Genomic DNA, 1,116 nt, shown 5'->3' with positions numbered 1-1,116 from the left:
AAATCGTCGGTGTGGCAGATGCCGGTCGCCTTGACCTCGACCAGCACTTCGCCGGCCTTCGGACCGTCGAGCTGCACGGTCATCACTTCGAGCGGTTTTCCGGCCTGAACGGCTACGGCGGCGCGAACGTCCATTTGATAATCCCTCCTGTTAATTCAATTTCGGTTGTTAAATATGCGGAGATACAACCGAGGGATCGAAACGATCCGCTTCGGCGTCACCTCGTTCATCCCGGCTCGACCTGACACCACACCGCAAGAAGCGGCTGGGCCGTACATCTTATCGCGAAGGATTGCCCGGCATCATTCGCGAAGACCGTACCTGTCGCGGCAGAAAACCACTGGGAATCGCCAAGGCAGATTTCTCCCGGCGAAAGCAGAATGAAGGCGCGCGGCTGCGTCTGAACATGATCGGGGAAGCGGGTGTAGCGATCCATATAGATCACGCCGACCCGGAGATCGGCGCGCTCTTCCATGCCGCCAGGACCGACCAGAACCGCATGGGAATGCGTATTGCCGAAGTTCAGGCTTGCAAACGGGCCAGTGCGGCCGCGTCTCCACAGCAGCCTGCCGGCGAGACTGTTGAACTGATTGGCGATTGCCTCGTATTTCCGCCCGGATTTCGCCAGATGGCTGACGGCGTCATTCAACCCTTCGGGCATCCCGGGGAGAGGGCCTCCCTCCGGGCGCACCTTGCCTGTCTTGAGCAGTCTTTGGAGGACCTTTCCGGCGACAAAACTAGCAACGGCGGGAGCGTCGGCCGACAGCATCAGCCCACCAATATCGTTGAGAAACTCCTGCAGCGGCTGGGGACGCCTTTCCCTTCCGATGTCGTGCAGCCTAATATAAGCCGGCTTTTCGTCATCGTTCAGGAGAAGGTCAGCACCAGGTCTGGTTGGACGTCCCACCACGCGCGCCACGTTCGATCTCCCCCTTAAAGCGCCTTCTGCAATTCCGGCAGGGCGTCGAAGAGATCGGCGACGAGGCCGTAATCGGCGACCTGGAAGATCGGCGCCTCCTCATCCTTGTTGATGGCGACGATCACCTTACTGTCCTTCATGCCGGCCAGATGCTGGATGGCGCCGGAGATGCCGGCGGCGATATAGAGATCGGGCGC

Annotated in this window: 2 protein-coding genes and 1 pseudogene; all 3 read right to left on the bottom strand. The window is 60.1% G+C overall.

The features are described from left to right. Nucleotides 1-134 (bottom strand): annotated as a pseudogene (locus tag GGI60_RS31685) (S-(hydroxymethyl)glutathione dehydrogenase); the annotation flags it as partial. 92 nt (nucleotides 135-226) lie between these two features. Then, a complete protein-coding gene (locus GGI60_RS31680) occupies nucleotides 227-919 on the bottom strand; it encodes a dimethylsulfonioproprionate lyase family protein (protein WP_183934991.1) in 693 nt (230 codons plus the stop codon). A gap of 14 nt (nucleotides 920-933) precedes the next feature. Beyond that, a partial coding sequence (locus GGI60_RS31675) for an electron transfer flavoprotein subunit alpha/FixB family protein (RefSeq protein ID WP_210314500.1) occupies nucleotides 934-1,116 on the bottom strand: 183 nt, incomplete at its 5' end.

The organism is Rhizobium lentis, assembly GCF_014200175.1.
Classification (GTDB): Bacteria; Pseudomonadota; Alphaproteobacteria; order Rhizobiales; family Rhizobiaceae; genus Rhizobium; species Rhizobium mulingense.
Note: the sequence above shows the minus strand (reverse complement) of the source record. Positions and strands in the feature narration are given on the sequence as shown.